General features: G+C 64.1%; 20 protein-coding genes. 10 read left to right on the top strand and 10 right to left on the bottom strand.

Annotated elements, in window-relative coordinates; all coding sequences use genetic code 11:
- The first annotated feature begins 14 nt into the window (after positions 1-14).
- The 3 genes from EC86_RS0114270 to EC86_RS0114255 are packed head-to-tail and all read left to right on the top strand — an operon-like array spanning position 15 to position 1,532.
- Positions 15-410, top strand: a complete 396-nt coding sequence (locus EC86_RS0114270; RefSeq protein ID WP_029526364.1) for a DUF4149 domain-containing protein — start codon at positions 15-17, stop codon at positions 408-410.
- Complete coding sequence (locus EC86_RS29930) at positions 407-1,324, top strand: demethoxyubiquinone hydroxylase family protein (RefSeq protein WP_051675927.1); 918 nt, start codon at positions 407-409, stop codon at positions 1,322-1,324. Before EC86_RS0114270 ends, EC86_RS29930 begins: the two co-directional genes overlap by 4 nt.
- Before the next feature lie 19 nt (positions 1,325-1,343).
- Entirely contained in the window at positions 1,344-1,532 is a 189-nt protein-coding gene (locus EC86_RS0114255; protein ID WP_029526362.1) for a hypothetical protein, read from the top strand.
- Between the two features lie 16 nt (positions 1,533-1,548).
- On the opposite strand, the gene priA is transcribed toward EC86_RS0114255, so the two are convergent.
- The gene (priA, locus tag EC86_RS0114250) at positions 1,549-3,810 is read right to left on the bottom strand and encodes a replication restart helicase PriA (RefSeq protein ID WP_029526361.1); all 2,262 of its coding nucleotides are present in this window, start codon (positions 3,808-3,810) and stop codon (positions 1,549-1,551) included.
- 375 nt (positions 3,811-4,185) lie between these two features.
- Positions 4,186-5,295 carry a uroporphyrinogen decarboxylase gene (gene hemE, locus EC86_RS0114245; RefSeq protein ID WP_029526360.1) on the bottom strand — a complete coding sequence of 370 codons (1,110 nt, stop codon included), beginning with the start codon at positions 5,293-5,295 and terminating at the stop codon, positions 4,186-4,188.
- Positions 5,296-5,398: 103 nt separating this feature from the next.
- Between hemE and EC86_RS0114240 the strand changes: the two genes are divergently transcribed.
- Positions 5,399-5,779, top strand: a complete 381-nt coding sequence (locus tag EC86_RS0114240; RefSeq protein ID WP_029526359.1) for a hypothetical protein — start codon at positions 5,399-5,401, stop codon at positions 5,777-5,779.
- A 344-nt stretch (positions 5,780-6,123) separates the two neighbouring features.
- Entirely contained in the window at positions 6,124-7,647 is a 1,524-nt protein-coding gene (locus tag EC86_RS0114235) for a hypothetical protein (protein WP_232229889.1), read from the top strand.
- A 105-nt stretch (positions 7,648-7,752) separates the two neighbouring features.
- On the opposite strand, the gene EC86_RS0114230 is transcribed toward EC86_RS0114235, so the two are convergent.
- Both EC86_RS0114230 and EC86_RS28845 read right to left on the bottom strand, forming a co-directional pair.
- The gene (locus EC86_RS0114230) at positions 7,753-9,066 is read right to left on the bottom strand and encodes a class I SAM-dependent methyltransferase (RefSeq protein WP_029526357.1); all 1,314 of its coding nucleotides are present in this window, start codon (positions 9,064-9,066) and stop codon (positions 7,753-7,755) included.
- Positions 9,067-9,101: 35 nt separating this feature from the next.
- Entirely contained in the window at positions 9,102-9,290 is a 189-nt protein-coding gene (locus EC86_RS28845; protein ID WP_156955321.1) for a hypothetical protein, read from the bottom strand.
- Positions 9,291-9,316: 26 nt separating this feature from the next.
- Between EC86_RS28845 and EC86_RS0114225 the strand changes: the two genes are divergently transcribed.
- From EC86_RS0114225 to EC86_RS0114205, 5 genes are all read left to right on the top strand, one after another.
- Positions 9,317-9,850, top strand: coding sequence for a helix-turn-helix domain-containing protein (locus EC86_RS0114225; RefSeq protein ID WP_029524030.1), 534 nt, complete (start codon positions 9,317-9,319; stop codon positions 9,848-9,850).
- Positions 9,777-10,388, top strand: coding sequence for an IS630 family transposase (locus EC86_RS0114220; protein WP_198026741.1), 612 nt, complete (start codon positions 9,777-9,779; stop codon positions 10,386-10,388). The genes EC86_RS0114225 and EC86_RS0114220 overlap by 74 nt, the downstream gene beginning before the upstream one ends.
- A gap of 471 nt (positions 10,389-10,859) precedes the next feature.
- Complete coding sequence (locus EC86_RS29495) at positions 10,860-11,114, top strand: hypothetical protein (protein WP_198026794.1); 255 nt, start codon at positions 10,860-10,862, stop codon at positions 11,112-11,114.
- Positions 11,111-12,073 (top strand): ISAzo13 family transposase, encoded by a 963-nt coding sequence (locus EC86_RS0114210; RefSeq protein ID WP_198026793.1) that lies wholly within the window; start codon positions 11,111-11,113, stop codon positions 12,071-12,073. The genes EC86_RS29495 and EC86_RS0114210 overlap by 4 nt, the downstream gene beginning before the upstream one ends.
- Positions 12,074-12,105: 32 nt before the next feature.
- On the top strand, positions 12,106-12,882 hold the full coding sequence (locus EC86_RS0114205; RefSeq protein ID WP_029526354.1) for a hypothetical protein: 777 nt from the start codon (positions 12,106-12,108) through the stop codon (positions 12,880-12,882).
- A 15-nt stretch (positions 12,883-12,897) separates the two neighbouring features.
- On the opposite strand, the gene EC86_RS0114200 is transcribed toward EC86_RS0114205, so the two are convergent.
- The 6 genes from EC86_RS0114200 to tnpC all read right to left on the bottom strand — a co-directional run bounded on the left by EC86_RS0114200 (position 12,898) and on the right by tnpC (position 20,300).
- Positions 12,898-13,590: a hypothetical protein gene (locus tag EC86_RS0114200; protein WP_051676172.1), complete on the bottom strand. Its 693-nt coding sequence runs from the start codon at positions 13,588-13,590 to the stop codon at positions 12,898-12,900.
- Between the two features lie 74 nt (positions 13,591-13,664).
- Complete coding sequence (locus EC86_RS0114195) at positions 13,665-14,129, bottom strand: CoA-binding protein (protein ID WP_029526351.1); 465 nt, start codon at positions 14,127-14,129, stop codon at positions 13,665-13,667.
- A gap of 63 nt (positions 14,130-14,192) precedes the next feature.
- Positions 14,193-16,355, bottom strand: coding sequence for a protein-disulfide reductase DsbD family protein (locus tag EC86_RS0114190; RefSeq protein ID WP_029526350.1), 2,163 nt, complete (start codon positions 16,353-16,355; stop codon positions 14,193-14,195).
- A gap of 80 nt (positions 16,356-16,435) precedes the next feature.
- On the bottom strand, positions 16,436-16,762 hold the full coding sequence (locus EC86_RS0114185) for a DUF167 domain-containing protein (RefSeq protein ID WP_029526349.1): 327 nt from the start codon (positions 16,760-16,762) through the stop codon (positions 16,436-16,438).
- Positions 16,763-17,043: 281 nt separating this feature from the next.
- On the bottom strand, positions 17,044-18,840 hold the full coding sequence (locus EC86_RS0114175) for a xanthine dehydrogenase family protein molybdopterin-binding subunit (RefSeq protein ID WP_084181364.1): 1,797 nt from the start codon (positions 18,838-18,840) through the stop codon (positions 17,044-17,046).
- A gap of 29 nt (positions 18,841-18,869) precedes the next feature.
- Complete coding sequence (gene tnpC, locus EC86_RS0114170) at positions 18,870-20,300, bottom strand: IS66 family transposase (RefSeq protein WP_232229797.1); 1,431 nt, start codon at positions 20,298-20,300, stop codon at positions 18,870-18,872.

Genomic DNA, 20,300 nt, shown 5'->3' with positions numbered 1-20,300 from the left:
GAAGGACCCGGGCCATGCTGACGCACCTCAGCGACCTGATCGTCGCAGCCAACGCCGGCATCATGCTGTTTTTCACTGTGGCCGTGGCGCCCACCATTTTTGTCGTGCTGCCCCAGGAATGGGCAAGCGCCTATGTTCGCTCGTTTTTCCCAAAATATTATCTGTTCCTTGGTTTGAGCACGGCCGGCGCGGCGGCGCTGGCCGGCGCGGCGCTGGTGCAGGGCAGCCTGGTGGCGGTGGCGCTGGTGTTTTTTTTGAGCCGTTTCTGGCTGACGCCGCTGGTGAACCGGGCGCGCGACAACCACCAGGGCCGCCTTTTCAAACAGCTGCACACCCTGAGCGTGGTGCTCAATATGCTGCAACTGGCGGTGTTTGTCTGGATTCTGGTCAAAAGCCTGGGCGCGGCATGACCCTGCCCATCACACCCGACAGCACCCAGACGTCTTGCGAGTCGCTCACCGTGCTGTTCGACGGCGCCTGCCCCCTGTGCCGGCGCGAAGTCGGCGTTTACCAGTCGCTCAAACCGGATCAGCCGGTCGCCTGGCTGGACGTCAGCCAGGCATCGGTTGCGCTAACGCCTGGCGACCGTGCGCGCTTCCTGGCGCGGTTTCATGTGCGCCGCCAAGACGGCTCGCTGCTCAGCGGCGCGGCCGCGTTTGTGGCGCTCTGGCGGGTGATGCCGGGCTGGCGCTGGCTGGCGCGTCTGGCCATGCTGCCCGGTGTCACGCCGGTGCTGGAGCAGCTCTACCGTGGATTCCTGCGCGTTCGGCCCGTCATCCAGCGCCTGGCACGGGCAGGCGACACCTCGCATTTGCCATCTGGCCTGGTGGCAGACCTGCGCTCCGACCATGCCGGCGAAACAGGTGCAGTCTGGATTTACCGGGGCATGCTTTGCGTGACGCGCGATGAAATCGTGCGGGCGTTTGCCAGGCAGCACCTGCACACCGAGTTGCAGCACCTGCAGAAAATGTCAGCCCTGCTGCCGCCGCTGCGCCGCAGCTGGCTGCTTGTCGCCTGGCGCATCGCCGGTTTTGCCACGGGCGCCCTGCCGGCCCTCTGTGGGCGCCGGGCGGTGTTTGCCACCATTGCCGCCGTGGAATCGTTTGTGGTGCAGCATTACGCGCATCAAATTGACGCACTCGCGGAGCAGGTCGGGCATGCAGCGCTGCGTCAGACCCTTGTCGACTGTCAGTGCGACGAAGCGGCCCACCGCGACGAAGCCCAGGCGCATCTGGCGCATCCCCCCGGCGCCCTGTTGGCAGGCTGGTGCATGGCAGTCGGCCGGGGCTCTGCGCTGGCAGTGACGCTGGCGCGCACGGTTTAACCTTGACGCGGCCCCTGGCATGACCCGCAGAAACTCGCCCAACGACTTCAAGGTGGCCGAAGACCTGAGCCGGCTGTCGGAAATCGTGGTCGACAAACGCAATGGCAAGCGCGCTGATGCCAAAGCCGGGCGTCGCAACCGCCACTATGAAAAGCAGTTTCTGAACAATGCCGTCAAGACCGGGCTGTACCGGCAGACCAGCGAATAGCGCAGGGGGGCTGGCCTTAAATCGCAATCGGGTCCACGTCAATCGCCCAGCGCACCAGGCTTTTGAACTCGGCCTGCCGGCGCGTCTCGAACAGCACCGGCTGCCAGGCGGCCAGAAAACCCTGCAGCGCCTTGCGCGACGGGCTTTCGACCAGCATCTGGGCGCGCTCGACATCGGCGACGCGCTGGATCGTCATCGGCACGGCCGGGTAGGGCGTGACCTGTTCATGGCCGGGCAGTTGCTGCAGCTGGGCGGCATGGGCGGCGGCATTTAAAAATCCCTGCGCCACTTCCTGAGTCTTGGCGTCGGCGCGGATGAGCGCTGAAAAGCCGAAGGGCGCCAGGCCGGCCGCCAGCCGCTCTGCCAGTTCCCGCGCGGCAAAGGCCGGGTAGTCATGCTGCTTCAGAGCTTCAAACAGCGGGTGGTCGGGGTGGAAGGTCTGCACCCACATTTCGCTGGCGGCGCTGTGCCGGGCGTCGCGGCCGGCGCGGCCCGCCGCCTGCATCAACAGGCTGAAGAGTCGCTCGGGCGCGCGAAAGTCGCTGGAAAACAGCGCGCCGTCGGGGTTGACCGCCGCCACCAGCGTGATGTGCCGGAAGTCGTGGCCCTTGGCAATCATCTGCGTGCCGACCAGCACATCGACCTCGCCGGCATGCACGCGGGCCAGCTGCGATTCGAGCGCGCCCTTGAGCCGCGTGCTGTCGGCGTCGATGCGGGCAATGCGCACCGGCTCGCCGTCGGGCCGCCGGACATTCGCCAGCAATTCGGCCAGGTGTTCCTCCAGCCGCTCGGTGCCGCGCCCGACCGGCGCGATGTCCACATTGCCGCACGTCGGGCAGGCGCGCGGCACGCGTTCGGTGAAGCCGCAGTGGTGGCAGCGCAGCGTGCGGTCGATCTTGTGGAACACGCGGTAGGCGCTGCAGTGCGGGCAGTCGCTTTTCCAGTCGCAGTCCAGGCAGGCCAGCACCGGCGCATAGCCGCGCCGGTTCAGGAAAATCATCGACTGCTCGCCGCGCGCCACCCGCTCGGCAATGGCCGCCAGCAGCGGCGGGGCGATGACGCAGTGCCGGGGCTGGTGGTTCATGTCTACCCGCCGCACCGTGGGCAGTTGACCCGCCTGGGCCATGTGTGCGGTGGGAGTGGCAACCGTGCCCGCATCAGGACTGTTCAAGCCGGGGCCGCAGAACCGGCTTTGCCCGGCTGCAGGCGCAGCGGCCCCCTCGGGGGGCAGCGAACCACGCGTAGCGGGGAGCGTGGGGGCACCAATCCTCTCGTCCATGTCGAGGCGTTGATAGCGGCCGGTAATGGTTGCCTGCCAGCTTTCCAGCGACGGCGTGGCCGAGCCCAACAAAACACGGACGGCCCCCACGGTGGCCGCTTCTTGCCCTGCATTGTTTTCCAGCCGGGCGCGGTACACCGCCAGGTCGCGCGCCGAATAGCGCGCGCCTTCCTGCTGCTTGTAGCTGGGATCGTGTTCCTCATCGACGACCAGCAGACGCAAATTGGGCATCGACGCGAACACCGCCATGCGCGTGCCCAGCACCAGCCGCGCCTGGCCCGAATGCGCGGCCAGCCAGCCCTTGAGCCGCTGGGCCGGCGTGAGACCGCTGTGCATCGGCACGACGCGATCCCGGCCCAGATGCGCAAAGCGCGCTTCAAACCGGGCCTGCAGCTGCGGCGTGAGGTTGATCTCGGGCACCATCACCAGCACCTGCGCCTCGGGGTCTTGCGCCAATACTTTGGCGGCGGCGCGCAGGTAGACCTCGGTCTTGCCGCTGCCGGTGGCGCCGAACAGCAGCGCGGGCCGCTGCCTTTCGCAGGTTTCAGCATCAAATTGGGCTATTGCGCTTGCCTGCTGCGCGCTGAGTGCTATTAAATCAGTAGTATCCGGCGTGCTGTCGGTGGTGCTTGCCGGCCGCTTGAGCCGGCGCGCCAGCTGAACGGTCGTGAGGTCGCGCAGCTGCGGCGGCAGGGCGGCCAGCGCCACCTCGCCGAGCGAACGCTGGTAGTAGCCGGCGGTGAAGGCCACCAGCTTGCGCCAGGTGGCGGTCAGTGGCGCGAGTCCGTCCAGCGTGCCGGCAATGTCGCGGATGTTTTCCTCCGGCATGTCGCCGCAATTGGGCAGCACGCCCCAGACCACGCCCAGCACCTCGCGCCGGCCAAACGGAACGCGCACCAGCGTGCCGGCGGCCAGCGGCATGGCGCTGCGGTAGGTCAGCGGTCCGGCGATGGCGCTGTGCGCCGGCGTGGCCACGACTATCTGCAGCCAGTGGCTCATAGCCGGCGTCCGCAATAGCGCACTGCGGCGACAGCCCAACCGTGGCAAGCGCTAAGTCCTTGATTTTTCACTGTTTTGGAGTTGTCCAGATTTTCTGTGGATAACTTTGTTGATAGCTTGTTGCAAGAGGCCGCAGAGCCTTGTAAATCAAGGCTTTGCTTAGACTGCCCGGGAAAAAGGCATTTTAAAGTTTCTATATGAATCAACAACTTACGTGTGCTATGGGTTTGATAGTACGGCGCCTTGCGAGAGCTGGACCTTAAAAAGCTGTACCACAGGATTTGTGCATAAGTCCTTGGAACGATGCTATTTTTTTGTGGTAAAGGGCGTTTTGACTGCCCTTTTTCAGCCCATCCGCAAGCGGCCGGGCGGCTTTCAGGCCTTTTGGTCGCGCAGCCTGCGCGATTGCGCATGCACCGCGCGAACCAGCACTTCGACGTTTTCCGGCTGCGTGAACTGGCTGATGCCGTGGCCGAGGTTGAAAATCTGTGTCGGTCCGGTCTGCGTCAAATCGGTATGCGGCGCGCCGAAGCTGTTCAGCACGGCGGCCACTTCGGCCTCGATCTGCGCCGGGCCGGCAAACAGCGCGTTCGGGTCCAGGTTGCCTTGCAGCGCCTTGGCGTTCGGGCCGTTTTCGCCGACCAGCGCGCGCGCTTTGGCCAGGTTCACGGTCCAGTCCAGGCCCAGCACTTCGCAGTCGAGCTGCTTCATGGCCTCCAGCCACTGGCCGCCGCCCTTGGTGAACACCAGGCGCGGAATGATGACGCCGTTGTGCTCGCGCTTGAGTTGCGCCAGCACTCTAGCGGTGTAGGCCAGGCTGAAGGTGTGGAAAGCCGCGTCGGCCAGCACGCCGCCCCAGCTGTCGAAAATCATCACCGCCTGCGCGCCGGCTTCGATCTGCGCGTTCAGGTACAGCGCGACGGCGTCGGCGTTGACGGCCAGGATCTTGTGCATCAGGTCGGGGCGCTGGTACAGCATGGTCTTGACCAGGCGGTAGTCGGACGAGCCCGCGCCCTCGACCATGTAGCAGGCCAGCGTCCAGGGGCTGCCCGAAAAGCCGATCAGCGGCACGCGGCCGTTCAGCGCCTTGCGGATCGACGTCACGGCGTCGAACACGTAGCGCAGCTTGTTCATGTCGGGCACTTCGAGCCTGGCCACGGCCGCTTCGTCGCGGATGGGCGTGGCGAACTTCGGCCCTTCGCCGAGCGCGAACGACAGGCCCAGGCCCATCGCGTCGGGCACCGTGAGGATGTCGCTGAACAGGATGGCCGCGTCCAGCGGGAAGCGCTCCAGCGGCTGCAGCGTGACCTCGGTCGCGTAATCGGTGTTGGTCGCCAGCCCCATGAAGCTGCCGGCCTTGGCGCGCGTGGCCTTGTATTCGGGCAGGTAGCGGCCGGCCTGGCGCATCAGCCAGACAGGGGTATGTGGGGTGGCCTGACGCAGGCAGGCGCGCAGAAAGATGTCGTTTTGAAGGGGTGCAAACATCGGGGGATTGTCTCAGGTGTCGGGTTGATGGGGCTGGCTGAGTGGCTGGTTCAGATTTACGATGTCGTGGAGAATTGGTTTTTACCCGCAAAGGAAGCTCATCATGCACATCAGTGACCAGGAATATTTTCGCAGCTGCATCGCCCGCGAGCGCCACCTGGCGCAGCTGCTCGGCCATCAGCACATCGAGGAATGCTATGAAAGCGCCGGAACGCTCTGGGCGGGCAACCAGGCGCTACCAAAGTGGACGCGTGACTGGCGCGCCTGCGGCCCCTTGATGACCGAGAACGGCATCGGCGTCAGCTATGACCACGGGCCGGGGCCGGACGGCGTGGCGCGCATCGGCAGCACCACGGTGCATTTCGCCGACCACCCGACGCGCGACCGGGCAGTGATGTACGGCATCGTCAAGGAACTGATCTTCCTGCTGGAGCATGGCAAGCTCGCCCGGCCGCTCCCAGGCTTCGTAGACGTAGCAACGTAGCCACGGCAGAACCGATGCGAAGGCCGGCATTTCCATGAAATGGCTGGCTACCACCACGCTGTCGATGCAGAGGTTTTCCAGTTCTGCCTTGCATGAGGCAAAAGTCAGACGCTTCTAAGTTTTAACGCACAACGCTGCGGTCAACTGATTTTTATTCCTGACACAGAGCCCTGTTCAATTGGAAATTCAGGTGATTTTGGCCGTAGCAGTCAGTTTGTGGAATTTGGAATCCCCCTAGGTGTAAATACGACTTTGTCGTACCGCGCGCGCGCTTCACCGGCTCAAAAATTCATAGGAAATTTTTTAATTGGAACGACTGCTGAAATCACCGCAGAAAGGCCTTCGTGGCTACAAATTTTCCCATGCGAAAGCCTGGCTGGCGCGCCGCGCTGGCAAGTGTGCTGGCAGCCTTTTGGCTGACCGCCTGCGGCGGTGGCGATTCCGCGCCCGCGACCACCGCGCTGGCAACTTCCTCCTCCTCGGGACAGGCCGCCGCGCAACTGCCGGTCGCAGGACAGTCACCGACGGCTGCTCCTGCGCAGACGCTTGCTCCAGCGCAAGGACAAGTTCAGGGGCCGGCGACAGCGCCCGGCAGCACGGAATTCAGGGTCAACACGACAGTGCTGGGGATAGATCAAAATTCCAACATCGCCCGGCTAAAGAGCGGCGGTCACGTGGTTGCATGGATTTCCAATACAGACCTGTTCCCCGGCGTCGTCGTGCCACCCAGCGCGCGGGGCGTGTGCACGCAGCGCTATGGCGTCGATGGCCAAGCGCTCGGCCAGGAAACCTGCATTGCGCCGGACGCGGTGTTCATGAACAAACCGGCGCTCGCCGCGCTGGAGGACGGGGGCTATTTGCTGGTGTGGCCGGTACGCCAAGCCAATGGCGGCGCCGATGACCACAACCTCCTTGCGCAGCGCTTCGATGCCAATGGCGTTGCGGTTCGCGAAGTGCAGCAAATCAACAGCATCACCTTGAGCAGCAAGCTTTTCTCCACCGTTGCCGCGGCAGGTTTGGCTGACGGCGGCTATGTGGTGACCTGGAGAACGCCGCGCACCGCCGATACAAGCCTGGACATCTATGCGCGGCGCTTTGACGCTCAAGGCGTTGCCTGCCCGTGCGGTGCTGAAAAGCGGGTGAACACCTTTACCGACTTGCTTGACCTGGCCTTTCGCACCACGGCGGTTGCAGCGCTGGCCGATGGAGGATATTTGGTCACCTGGGACAGCTCCGGGCCAAGCGGCTTCGCGGGCTCCGCCATTTATGCGCAGCGCTACGGCGCCAATAATTCGCCCATCGGTTCGCATATCCTGATCACGCCAGACGCTTTTGGCGATCAGCTCGGTGCCAGCTTTCCCGCCGTTGCTGGCTTGGCGGGCGGCGGGTATGCCGTGACTTATGTCCTGGCCCGGCGCGAGACGGATCCTGTGATCGCGGTTCAGTCTTTCCGCGCCGATGGCTCTGCACTGGCCGCTCCAAGCTTGGTAAATCCTGTGCTCGGGCCGCGGCCTACCTGTACGAGACAAGGAAGCTTTTTTCCATGCCCACGTCCCGTGGCCTCTCCAGCGGTGGCCGCACTTGACGACGGCGGATTTGTGGTTGCCTGGTCTGAAGGATCGAGCCCTGGTCCTACTCCTGCCATTTTCGTCTCCGAGTCCCAGGCCCGACGCTACGGCGCTGACGGTGCGCCCGCTGGCGCCCCGGGCAGGGTCGCAGCAAGTGGTGTCCGGCCCGCCGTGAGTGCGACATCGCTGGGCGGATTCGTAGTTGTGTTTTCCCAGGTGCGTTTTGGGGGTAGCAGCAACGACGGAATTTTTGCGCGCTATTTCGACGCTCAGGCCTTTCGCGGCAGCGCGGCGCCTTGATCCAGGCGCTTTGCTTGGCCCAGGCGTTGATGGCGCTTGGCGGCCCGGCCGCCATTGCTTCATTATTGATAGCTTGAAACGCCCGCTGCCATTGTGCAAGAGCGCTTAAACGCTCGCAGTCGCGTCCGGATGCCTGAGCAGCAGGCGCTCCAGCGCATTGAGCGTGTCGTAGGACTCGGCAAAGTCGGCAAACAGCGCGGCATTGTCGGGCGCGGCGGCTTGGCCGTGCCAGCCGCCGCGAAACTGGTCGAAGATTTCTGCAAAGCTTTTTTGCCCGTCGATCAGCCCCAGGATTTTGGCGCCGTACCGGCCGGGGTTGACTGTCAAGGAAACGCCCGAATGCTGGTGCGTCAGCCTGAAGGGCTGGCCCTTGTTGCTGCCGAAAACCTGCGCGGCGATGTCGCCGGTCAGCGGCTCATGGTAGAAAAACGGAATGTAGGCCGCATCGCCATACGGCGCGGTGCAGGCCGCGTCCCGCGTCAGGTAAAGCGAATGGGTGATGATGTTGCCGATCATCAGCTCGGCCATCTCGTACTGCTGACGCAGCGGCAGCTGGCGCAACTCGGCGGCCATGGCGGGCGGCTTGCTGCCCAGCACCATGTGCGGCAGGTAGGGCGAGCGGCCGCGCTGCACGTCGCTGAAGCTCAGGTGCCTGCCGTGCTGCATGCCCAGCCAGTCGAACAGCTCGCCTACGCTGTAGGCACGGTCCTGTGAATGCAGCAGCAGGTCGTAAATGCCGGCGTCGCCGATCTTGTGGTCGTTGAACAGCGATTCGCTGGCCTTGAACCAGTTGCTGGCCGGCAGGCTGCCGAGCAGGTCGCGGGTGTTGGCGATCTTGCGCGGGTCGTCCAGCTCCTGGCCGCTGCCGCTCTGGTTGACCATGCGCATCAGCGCCTGCATTTGGTAGACGCCGGTGCGCCCGGTCGTGCCGTAGACCATCAGGCCGATGGCGCCGTCAGGCTTCAGGGCGCTGAGCAGCACCCGCAGCCCCAGGTCCGGGTCGGCCAGGTGGTGCAGCACGCCGCTGCAGTTGATGTAGTCGAACTTGCCCAGGCCCAGCGCCGGCAGGCTCAGCAGCGAGTAATGCACCCAGGTGATGTTGGTCAGGCCGCGAATCTTGGCGCGTTCCTGCGCCAGCACGATGCTGGCATGGCTCATGTCGAGGTGGACGATTTCGGCATCCGTGCCGCGCAGCTGCTCGGCCAGGAAGATCGTCGCGTCGCCGGTGCCGCCGCCGGCCACCAGCGCCCGGAAACCGTTGCTGAACGATTGCTTTCCGGCAAAGCAGTAGTGGTTAATCATCGGCAGGTCTTCCAGCCACGTCATCATCAGGCGCTGGTGCTCGTCCTGCGGATTGCACGGCGGGTAGGGCATGGCTTCGTACTGGCTCTTGACCTTGGGGAGGTGGTTCTGGGGCATGGGTGTCTTGAAGGAGTTGGGGGCTGGGAAAGGGCTTATTGTCGGCGCGGTGGCTGGCGGGTGGTCGCCATCGCACTTGCTTTTTGCAAGCTTGCAGAGCTGCCACCTGTAGCTGCATCCACGATGTGCAGGGGCTTTTCCCCTAGCGATGTTGGCAGGAAAAAATGATTAATACCAATCCCGACAGACAAAGAACCAAAGCCAGCGATCGGAGTCTGAGACATATTGGCTCTCGCAGGAGGTTACGAAAATGTTATCTCAGCACATCATTGATCAGCTGCAGCCCTATGATTTCGACCGACTGGCCCACAAGGAAAAGGATGGGCGCCGGCGACTGCGCCTGATCGCGCTGGCGCACCTAAAGGACGGCAAGAGCTATACCGAAGTGGCGGCTGCATTGCGCGTGACCCGCCACGCGGTCATGCGCTGGGTGCAATGGTTCCTCGCTGGCGGCGTGGCCCGTCTGGCCGGCATGCCGCATGACTGGAGCACGCAGCGCCTTGCCAAAGCACAGGAGGAAGCGTTTCGCCAGGCGGTCGAGCAACTGCAGGGCGAACGCGGCGGCGGTCGGGTGCGGGGCGAAGACATCCGCCAGTTGCTGGCCGGGCAGTTTGGCGTGGCCTACAGCCTGAACGGTGTGTATGACCTGATGAAGCGCCTGGGGCTGGTATGGATTTCGGCCCGCGCCGTCAGTCCCTACGCCGATCTGGTTGCACAAGCCGAATTCAAAAAAAAACTTCGTCCAGGAAGTCGCCGCAACGCTGCCGCCAGGCGTTGCGCCTGAACAGGTGGACATCTGGTTCCAGGATGAAATGCGCATCGGCCAGCGCGGCACGCAAACGCGCCTGTGGGCGCGCAAGGGAACGCGGCCCCGGGTGGTGCGCCAGCAGCAGTCCGAATCGGCGTACATCTTTGGCGCCGTCTGTCCACGGCAGGACAGTGCCATCGGTCTGGTCATGCCGCACGCCAATACCGAGGCGATGAGCCATCATCTGCAGGTCCTGAGCGAAGCGGTGCCTGCGGGACGCCATGCCGTGCTGGTGCTGGACCGCGCGGGATGGCACACCACGCCCAAACTGCCGCAGTTCCCGAACGTTTCATTGTTGCCGCTGCCAGCGGGGTCGCCCGAGCTCAACCCGGCCGAGCAGGTGTGGGCGCAACTACGCGACCGGCACTTGGCCAACCGCTGCTACGACGGCTACGAGCAGATTGTTGACGCCTGCTGCGACGCCTGGAATGCCTTCACGCAAATCCCTGGCGCCATCCGCTCTTTGTGCTCCCGCAGCTGGGCAGTGCTGCCCTCGGCTTCGGTTATTTCATGACACGGGATTGGTATAAGCTCTACTATTGGCAATATTGAACCTACAGCGTTAGGTCAAGATTCTGCTTGAGCCTGTATTGACGCAGTGGCTGGAAATCGCCCGGTTTTCCGCTTTTTAAAGAAGCTGGATTTTGAATAAGAAAAACGGTAAATGACAGTTTTTTTAGCTGAAGTCGCAATGTTATGCCGCAGTTCCTTGCGGTATGTATAACGTTAGCGATCCAGCCGGCCGCGCCCGGACTCCGAGCCGAAGAAATATAACAGCGAGTCATGATGAAGGCTTTTCAAATTCATGTTTCTTAAGAGAGCCCACGAGATACCCCATGAACGAACCATCGCCGAAGTCGTCTACCAAAGAACGCGCGGCCACTTAGGATCTGGCGAAGAATAACTTCCCCAAACCTGATAAAAATCCGGCGTTGCCCGGTTGGTGGTGGCGTGTAGATGCGGACCGGGTACGTAAAATCCGGGGATGAGTACACAGACGGGTTACACGCAAGACATTGAGTTGAAGATGAAGCGGCTGTTTGCGACGCTGTCGGAAAAGGACCGGCGGCGCTATGCGGCGATAGAGGCGGCCAAGCTCGGCAGCGGCGGCATCAACGCCATCTCAAGCCTGTTTGGCCTGGATGACAAGACCGTACGCCGAGGGCTGACAGAGTTGGCGCTGCCCGATGATCCCGCGCAGAGCCGGGTTCGAAAAAAGGCGGTGGACGCAAGCAGTTGATTCACAGCGTAGCCACGCTGCAAGAGAACTTTTGCACGCTCCTGGCAGAGTTCACGGCGGGCGACCCGATGCGAGAAGGCGTGCTCTGGACCAACTTGTCGCGCCGCGAGATCAGTCGGCGCCTGGCCGCCATGGGGACGCCGGCGAGCCGCCATGTGGTGCGCAAGCTGCTCAAAAAGCATGGCCTGGGCCAGCGCAAGGCGTGCAAGAAAAAGTCGATGGGCGCGCATCCGGATCGCAACGCCCAGTTTGAGAATATCGCCAAGCTCAAGGCTGGGTATCTGGCCAGGGGCGAGCCGGTGATCAGCATCGACACGAAGAAAAAGGAGCAGATCGGCAACTTTGCCCGTGAAGGCCACACCCACACACAGGCTCAAGTGCAAACGCTCGACCATGATTTTCCCAGCGCAGGGCAAGGCAAACTGATCCCGCATGGCCTGTACGATCTGGCGCGCAACGAGGGCTACATGCACCTGAACACCAGCGCCGAGACCAGTGAACTGTGCTGCGACTCCATTGCGCACTGGTGGCTCCAGCACGGGCGCAAACACTACCCCCATACTCGGCGCCTGTTGCTGCTGTGCGATGGGGGTGGCTCCAACGCTTCGAATCGGCATGTGTTCAAGGAGGCCTTGCAGCAACTGGCAGACCGGCTCGGGCTGGAAATACGCATCGCGCACTACCCGCCCTACTGCTCAAAGCACAACCCGATCGAGCACCGCTTGTTTGCCCATGTGACGCGCGCCTGCCAGGGCGTGACCTTCCACACGGTGGACATTGCCAGGCAATTCATGGCAAGGGCCAAAACAAGCACAGGGCTGAAGGTAACGGTCGATGTGCTCGGCGGGGTCTACGTCAAAGGCAAAAAAGTCGCGGCAGACTTTCTCGAAAACATGCGCATCATCTTCGACGGGCACCTGCCTCGCTGGAACTATCGCGCCACCCCGGCTGACGCATAACTTCGGGAAGTTATTTTTAGCCACATCCTTATGTGTACTTTGCTTCCTTGTATTTCGTGACTGTTGGCGTGCTCTACCTTTGGGGTTATTGGTCTACGTTTAACGTCAACATTCTTGAGTATTTAAGCCTTGCAGATGTCATCAAGTCAGCTGCATATCCAATTGCCTCGGTCTTTGTCTTTCTTGCGGTAGGTGCCGTGTTCGGCGAGGCCATGTCTGGTGGTGCAGTTCTTTCGCCGGGCGGAGGGCGAGATACAAAGGCTGGAAAGTTCCTAAATCGCATTTTTCCTTGGCTTTTGCTACTGTACGCAACAGCCACCCTCGCGCTGCTTTTGCTTGGTCCGGTCAGCAAATGGAACGCACTTCCAATCCTGCTCGCTTTGCCCGCCTATTTTTATGTCAAGAAGTCTGGATTCCTTCTCTCCGCGCTCCCTCACGACAGTATGCGGTCAATCACAATTTTCCTTTTAGCGGTGCTGCCAATATTCGCATACGGCCAAGGTAAGCTAAAGGCGAATGATGTAGTTGAAGGCACGAGATTCGAGTACGTCCTATCGCCGATAGAGAACGTCACGGTAGAAAGTAATGCAACAGCGCTTCAGAGACCTCGGCTCGTAGGCCATACCGGCGACTTCTTGTTCTTCTTGATGCCCGTCAACAGCACGTTGGTAATCCAAAAGTTTGAAGGTGCGAAAGCCCTTGTTCTTAAACACTTTGAACGCCCCGCCAGCTCGCCGGTGGGCGCTAACCCTTCGTTCGGGCCGACAGCCTCCGGAGTGCCGGCGTCTGCTGCTCAGCTCAAACGTTAACAGCCGACATCCACCTCACCGCACCGGCAAAAACTGCATAAACGTCCCGCCGACAAAATTCTGCACATAGCTGATCACCGCGCGGCGGTATTTCTCGGTCGCCACCTCGGCCAGCAGGTCGAGCCGGGCGATGATCTTGCCGAATTCGCGCTCGAAGCTCAGGTTGCGCTGCAGGCCTGAGATGTCGTCGGCCAGCAGCAGCGGCTGGCCTGCGGCATTGCGCCGGCTCGACAGCAGCCAGACCGCAATTTCCATGTTGCGCGCGGCGTTGTAGACATGCTGGTTGTCCAGGCTGTCCACCAGGTACAGGCGCATTCGGCCGCCATGCGCGGTCACCAGCATGTCGGCGCTGGCCGCGACAAAGGCGGCGACCCGGTCGCCGCTGAAATCGGGATGCAGCGCCAGCGACAGCGCGGCAATGTCGCGTCGGCCCTGCAATGCGTGCCATGGCTCCGGGCTTTCCAGCGAGAGGCGCAGCTGCGCCAGCGCGGCCTCGCGGCTGGCGGCGCCGGTTTTTTTCCATTCGGCCGGATTGCGCCGGTACAGCTTGTCGGCAATGCGCAGCAGGCTGTCGAGGTTGTCGCGCATGGCCAGTGTCGCCATGCGGTTCACGTCTGACTGGGCCAGCTCGGTGGGCCGCATTGGCGCCACCAGCGTTTCGCCGCGCTCGATGGACGCCGGAGCGGCGCAGCCCGCCAGCGCCAGCATCAGCGCGGCGAGCAGCAAGGCAATGAAACGGGCAGCGCCGCGCGGCGCACGCAGCCGCGTCTGACCAGCCGGCTTCAGGGCGATGGCCTGTCTGGCTGCGCCTGGGGGTCGATCAGTCCGCTGGACAGCAGCACCCGGTGGTCAATCTTGATGCAGTGGTCCTGCACCACCAACAGGCCGGCGGCCTCGGCCGTGGCGGCGGCCTGGGCATGGGCCACGCCGAGCTGCATCCAGACCGCGCGGGCGCCGATGGCGATGGCTTCATCGACGACCGGTGGAATGTCCTCGCTGTTGCGAAAGCAGTTCACCAGGTCGATTTTTTCGTGCAGTGCTGCTTCCCGCAGCGTGGCATAGGCTTTTTCGCCCAGCACTTCGGTGGCGTTCGGGTTCACCGGAATGATGCGGTAGCCGGCCGCCTGCATGTAGCGCGACACGTCAAAGCTGGCCCGGTGCGGCTTGGGCGACAGGCCGACGACAGCAATGGTGCGGCAGTCATTGAGAATGCGGGCAATGCGTTCGGGGGTGGCATGGGACTTCATGGTGGGGTTCCTGGTGGTTGTGGAGGGCAGGGTTTTCGGGGGGCTTGCTCAGGCATGGATTCATCACAGCCTGGCCAGTTCGGCCCTGACATCGCTCACGGACAAGATTTCGGACAATACCACCGGCGCGCGGCCGGGCTTGTAAAACACGTAAACCGGCACGCCGCTGCGGCCGAGTTCAGCCAGCGCACGGGTGACTTCCGGGTCGCGGCGCGTCCAGTCGGCGCGCAGCAGGGCGACGTTCCTGGCGTCCATGTCGGCCAGCACGGCGGCATCGGTCAGCGTGGTCTTCTTGTTGTACTGGCAGGTCACGCACCAGGCGGCGGTGAAATCGACAAACACGCTCTGGCCCTGCGCCGTCAGCTGCTCGACGCGGCCGGGCTGCCAGTCCTGCCAGCGCGCCGAGGCGGCGGCCACGGGCGTGCTGACCGGTTTGACGATGTTCGGGCCAATGGCCCATAGCCCCAAAGCGCAGAGCGCTACTGAAAACGTAGCAATTGCGCGGCGCGCCGTGCCGCGCAGGCTGAACGACCAGACCGCCAGCGCCAGCAGCACCAGCAGCGCCAGCAGCGCGCCCGCGCCGTCGATGCCGCTTTGCTGGCCCAGCACCCAGACCAGCCAGGCGACGGTGGCAAACATCGGAAACGCCATCAGCTGCTTGAAGGTCACCATCCACGCGCCGGGCCGGGGCAGCAGCCGCGCCACGCCGGGCAGCGCGCTGGCCAGCAGATAAGGCACGGCCATGCCGATGCCGATGGCGCCGAACACCGCCAGCGCCTGCGCCGCCGGCAGGCCGACGGCATAGCCCAGCGACGCGCCCATGAACGGCGCGGTGCACGGCGAGGCAATCGCCGTGGCCATCACGCCCGACAGGAAGGCATTCAGGCTGGGGTTCTTCGCCTGAAAATTGACGACGCGGCCGGGCAGGATGCCGCCAAAGTCAAACAAGCCCGCCAGGTTCAGCCCCAGCAGCGTGAACAGCGCCGCCAGCGCGGCCACCACCGCCGGGTTTTGCAACTGGAAACCCCAGCCCAGTTGCTCGCCCGTGGCGCGCAGGCCCAGCAGCAGCGCGCCCAGCGCCAGGAAGGACAGCACCACGCCCGCCGTGTAGGCCAGCCCCGAGCTCAATCGCGCGGCCCGGCTTTTTTCATTGACAAAACCCACCACCTTGATCGCCAGCACCGGGAACACGCAGGGCATCAAATTCAGGATCAGCCCGCCGAGCAGCGCCCCGAGCAGGGCGGCCAGCAGGCCAAGCGGCGGCTGGCTGGAGCGCGGGGATGCGGCAGTCAAGCCTTCCGGCGGTGTTGCCGCCGCAGCCTTGAGCGCTGCTTCGAGCGCCGGCGACACCACGGCCACCGCCGCTACGGCAGGCCAGTCGCCCCTGACCGGCGCGTCGATGCGCCAGGCGGTGTCGTTATAAGCCACGACCAGCGGCAGGCGCGCCGGGCTGCCGGTGCGCTGACTGGAGAGCGGCAGCTGCGCCGTCCACAACGCGCCTTCCCAGGCCTGTTCCCAGGCGCCGGCCGGCTCAACCACGCCGCCGGTTTCAGGAAACAGCGCCAGCGTTTTGCCCTGCAGCGTGGCCGGCAGCCCGGCCAGCGACACCTTCAGCGACTTGCCGCTGATTTCAATCTGGCTGGCGCCCGTGGGCAATGGCTTGGGCGCGGCGTCAAACGCGGCTTGAAACAAGGTGCCGCTGGCCGCCGTCGAGCCCCGGGCCGGCAGGCTCAGCGTGAACTCGCCTTCCTGCGGGATGCATTCCAGGCGGCAGACCAGCCAGCTGGCCTTGAGCTTCACGTCGAGCTGCGGCGCATTGAAGCCGGGCGCGACGGTGAGCGGCACCGGCAGCAGCACGGTGTGCTCGTAGCCGTAGTTCGCCAGCGTGCCGATGGGGATTTTTTTCGGCGTCGGCCAGGCAATCTCGCCCGCCGTGACGCCGGCCGGCAGCTGCCATTCAAGCATCGTCGGCAGGCCCGAGTCGCCGGAATTTTTCCAGTAGGTGTGCCACGCTGGCTGGTGCGCCAGCTGCAGGCCCAGCCAGACCGGCTTGCCCGGCTCGACGCCCTCGGGCGCCCAGGCCAGCAGTTCGGCGCGCACCTGATCGGTGGTCACGACTGGACCGGCCAGCGACGACTTTATCAAGCTATTTTGGGCATTTGCGCTGATGGGTAGTGCGCAAGCAGCTATTAAAAAAATATCTGACAGGAAACGGTTGAAATTCATGGTGAGGGTCTGAGAGGCGGTGCCGTCATTAGTTCCGGAGGGCCGGCAGGCCCGATTGTGCGTCAGCCTTCCCTGCGCCTTCAATCGCCGCCCGGCGATGCAAACACCGCCGGCAGCTTTTTCGGCGCCCGGATGCGCAACTGCTTGTTGACGTTCTCGCGCCCGAACACGACTTCGATGTCGGCCACCGCCACGCCAAACAGCGGCGCCAGAAAACGCACCATGTGGTCGGTCGCCTTGCCCGCCAGCGGCGCGGCCGTCACGCTGACCTTGAGCTGCGTGCCCTTGGGCTTGCCGATGGCGTCCTTGCCGGCGCTGGGCTTGCCCAGGATGTTGACCACCAGCACCTCGCCGTCCCAGGCGAAGAAGGAATCGCCGGTAGCGTTGCGGATCTGGCCCCGGCTCATGCGGAAGGTGGCAGGGGTCGCAAGGCTGCAGGGAGCGAAAAATTCAAGGAGTCATCTGGCATCGTGGGCCGATGATAGGGCCTGACCCTTGGTGAACAGGCCAGGCCGAGGTTCGCCTCGGGCTGCAGTCGCGCTGCTTGGCGACATCGGCATCGCCATCAGGAAAAACTAACCAGGTTCGCCAACCGCCTTGCGCCTGAAAGAACAGGCCTTGCCCATCCTGCAGCCGATGCGGCGCACCTGCCCCAGCAGAACGACCGGGTAGCCGGTGTGCGCCTCCGTCAAACGTCCTTCAAGGTGAACGGCAGGGTCCGCAGCCGTTTGCCGGTGGCGTGATGGATGGCGTTGGCCACCGCCGCCGCCGTGCCGACAATGCCCAGCTCGCCGATGCCCTTGACGCCCAGCGGGTTCACGAAGTCGTCGCGCTCGTCGATCATCTGGACATTGACCTCGCCGATGTCGGCATTGACCGGCACCAGGTATTCGGCAATGTCGGTGTTCAGGAAGCGTGCGCGCTTGGGGTCGACCAGCGTGTGTTCGTGCAGCGCCGATCCGATGCCCCAGATCATCCCGCCCATCAGCTGGCTGTGCGCCGTCTTGCGGTTCAGGATGGTGCCGGCGGCAAAGGCGCCGTGAATGCGCGGAACGCGGATCTCGTGCGTCCAGCGGTGCACCCGCACTTCGACGAACTGCGCGCCGAAGGCGAACATGGCGTGTGTCTTGGTCACCGGGCCGGCGACGCCGAAGCCGCCCTTGTAGGTGGTGCGCAGGGCCTGCTCCGTCAGCTCCGGGTGCGCATACTCGCCGTCTGCACTGGCTTCGCCGCGCGGCGTGGCCTTCAGCGCGTCGAGCAACGACATCGACTTGCCGCCAGGGGCCTGCAGCATGCCGTCGACCAGTTTCACCTGTGCCGGGTCAACGCCCGAGAGCTTGTTGTCCTTGAGCTTGACGACGCTGCGCACGATCTCGTCGGCCAGCTTGAGGCAGGCCACATGCACCGCCGAACCGGCGCTCGCCGACGTCACCGAGCCGCCGGAGAGCGGCGCGACCGGCAGGTCCGAGTCACCCATGGACACCTCGACCGACTTGACCGGCAGCCCCAGCCGCTGCGCGGCAATCTGGCCCATGATGGTGTAGGCGCCGGTGCCGACGTCGTGGGCTGCCAGCTCGACGACCGCCGTGCCCGTGCCGTACATGCGCACCCGCGCCGCCGACGGTGCCACGGCGGTCGGGTAGGTTGACGTCGCGCAACCATAGCCGACCAGCCAGTCGCCGTCGGTCATCGACATCGGCGCCATGCTGCGCCGGGCCCAGCCGAAGCTCTTTGCCGCCGCGTCATAGCAGGCCATGAGCGAACGCGAGGAAAACGGCACGTCCTCGACCGGGTGGCGCTTCGCGTCGTTGACGCGGCGCAGCTCGACCGGGTCCATCGCCAGCTTGAACGCCAGCTCGTCCATGGCCGATTCGAGCGCAAAAAAGGACTGCATCTCGTTGGGCGCCCGCATGAAGCCGGGCGTGTTGCTGTCGCTGCGCGCCAGCCGCTGCTCGGTGTGGATGTTCGGGCAGGCATACATCGCCCGCGTCATGTGCGTGCCGGGGTTGACGACGTCGTCGAACTGCGAGGTCTGTGCCGTCTCGATGTGCTCGAACGCGGTCAGCCGCCCGTCACGCCCTGCGGCCAGGCGAATCTTCTGATTTGACTCGGGGCGGAACGTGGCCACCGTGTACATGTGCTCGCGGCTGACCATCAGCCGCACCGGCGCGCCCACGCCGCGCGCCGCAGCAATGGTCAGCATGGCGTAGGGCGGCAGCCCGGCCTTCGAGCCGAAGGCGCCGCCGACAAAGGGCGACAGCACCTCGACCTGCGTCTCGGGCAGCTTGAAGGCAGCCGCCACGCCGGCCCGCGCGGTGCGCACCGACTGCGACGGCATCCACACCGTCAGCTGATCGCCGCGCCAGTGCGCCGTCGTTGCAAACATTTCCATTGCATTGTGGTGCTGGAAAGGCGTGGTGTAGGTCTCGTCGACCACCGCCGCCGCCGCAGCGATGCCGGCCTGCAGGTTGCCCTTGGTGTCGATGTTGTCTTCCTTTTTTGTGACTGTTCAGCCTACGCGAGCGCCAGGGCCTGTCCCGAGAAGACGGCGCGCATGGCGTGAAGCATGCCAAAGCCTTGCTTGCGCGCGGTGTCCAGATAGGAGCGGATGGTGCAGAAATTCTGCGCGCCCGGCAAGGTACGAAAGCAGCCTGAAATTCTCTGCTTGACCTTTGGCATGCGAATGGCGCGCTCGGCCAGGTTGTTGGTAAAGGGCACACCCAAATCGCGCATGAAGCGCAGTACCTCCTGCTCTCGCTCCAACAGCCGGCGCAGCAGGTTGAAGGCACCTGACTGCTTGGCCCGGCCACGTTGTCCTAGCGCCTTGGCCGCTGGCAGGTTTTGCGCCTGGCCTTCCTGCACCAAGGCGCGGTATTGGCTGGCAAAGACCTCGACCTGCACAGCCTGTAGTGCCGTATCGGTCTGACGCGCCGCCTTGCAGGCTTGGTCAGCGGCCAGCAACAACTCGATAAGGCCCTGGGGCCACGCTTGCGCAGTGGTCTCTTTTTGATAAATCAGCTCGCGCAGTAAGTGTGCGCCGCACAGCGAGTGCGCGCACTCCAGGCTCCAGTAGGGCGCCCAGCAGTCGTGCACCAGCGTGCCCGCGTAGTTGGGCAGCACCCCATGGTCGGCTATTGCTTGCATGCCCCGCTTGGGATGCACGCCGTACCAAGTGTGGGTGGCCGTGGCGGCCGTATGCAGCCACTGCAGGCAAGACGCTACGCGCAGGCCCGATTCATCGACATGCACCACCGCTGCGGCCTGCACGCTTTGCACGATGGCCTGCACCGTGGGCACCAGCGCCTGCGCGGCCTCGTGCACCCACTGCACCAGCGTGGCCGGCGAGATGTCCAGTCCATACAGGTCCTTGATGAGTTCGCCCGCCCGCGCGAAAGGCAGCAACTGGCCCTGCGTCAGGTGCACCGCCAGCGCCCGCACGTTCGGGCCGTATTGCGCGACTTCACACACTTCGGGCGCAAACTCGTTCTCGTGGAGCTTGCCGCACGGGCAGCGCAGTTGCAGCGTCTGGAACTCCACCACCTCAAAACGCACGGCCGGGATGTCAAACACCTGGCCGCGCCGGTGAACTTGCGCATCACTATTGGACAGCGTCGCCTGGCAGGCATCGCAGCGCTCGGGCAGCGCATGCCGGATGACGATGTCTGGCCTGTCTGTTTGCTCCAACGTCTTGCCCGCGTGCCCGGCCTGACCGCCCGGCTTCCTGCCCGAGGCCACGCGCAGCGAGGTCGTCTTTTTCAAGCCGTCCGAAGATGGCGGCTTGCTCGAGTTCTTGCTGTTCTTCGATGCCTGGCCTTCGAGCTCCTTGATGCGCAAACGCAGTCTTTCGACTTCGCTCGTGAGCGCCTGCACTTGCCCTTGCAGCGCTTGGGCTTTCTCGTTCATGGCCTGGAGCGTCAGGTCGGCAGTAGCGTCTGGTTCTTGCAC

Source organism: Polaromonas glacialis (genome assembly GCF_000709345.1).
Lineage (GTDB): Bacteria > Pseudomonadota > Gammaproteobacteria > Burkholderiales > Burkholderiaceae_C > Polaromonas > Polaromonas glacialis.
The sequence above is the reverse complement of the archived record's forward strand: the minus strand, read 5'-3'. Positions and strand labels throughout refer to the sequence as shown.